Raw genomic sequence first — 702 nt, forward strand, 5'->3', positions numbered from 1 at the left:
TGGCGGAGGCGGCACAACGTCGCCAGTTATCCGCACAGGAGAAATCCCTGCTGGCGCATAAAGACGAGACGCTGGAGTACAGACGCCAGCTGGCTGACCTGGGCGACAGGGTTGAATACCAGAAACGCCTGAACGAGCTGGCAGACCAGGCGGAGAAATTTGCACAGCAGCAGCGGGCAAAACAGGCTGCCATCAGTGCAAAAGGCAGGGGGCTGACTGACCGGCAGGCGCAGCGGGAGTCAGAAGAGCAGCGGTTGCGCGAGGTGTATGGTGATAACCCGCAGGCGCTGGTGAAGGCAACAGGTGCGCTGAAACAGACATGGGCTTCGGAAGACCAGCTGAATGGCAGCTGGATGGCCGGGCTTCAGTCGGGCTGGAGCCAGTGGGCTGAGAGTGCGATGGACAGTTTTTCGCAGGTGAAAAGTGCTGCCACGCAGACCTTTGATGGTATTGCACAGAATATGGCAGCGATGCTGACCGGCAGCGAACAGAACTGGCGTGGTTTCACCCGTTCCGTGCTCTCCATGCTGACAGAGATTTTTCTGAAGCAGGCTATGGTGGGGATTGTCGGGAGTATCGGCAGCGCCATTGGTGGTGCTTTCGGTGGTGGCGCATCCGCGTCCACGGGGACGGCCATTCAGGCTGCGGCGGCGAACTTCCATTTCGCGACCGGAGGATTTACGGGGACGGGCGGCAAATATG

1 protein-coding gene is annotated in these 702 nt (G+C 59.8%); it reads left to right on the plus strand.

The features are described 5' to 3' along the window. A partial coding sequence (locus C7B16_RS24285; RefSeq protein ID WP_107180296.1) for a phage tail tape measure protein occupies positions 1-702 on the plus strand: 702 nt, incomplete at both ends.

The sequence above is a fragment of the Escherichia sp. 20412-1 genome (assembly GCF_003027595.1).
GTDB classification, from domain to species: domain Bacteria; phylum Pseudomonadota; class Gammaproteobacteria; order Enterobacterales; family Enterobacteriaceae; genus Escherichia; species Escherichia marmotae.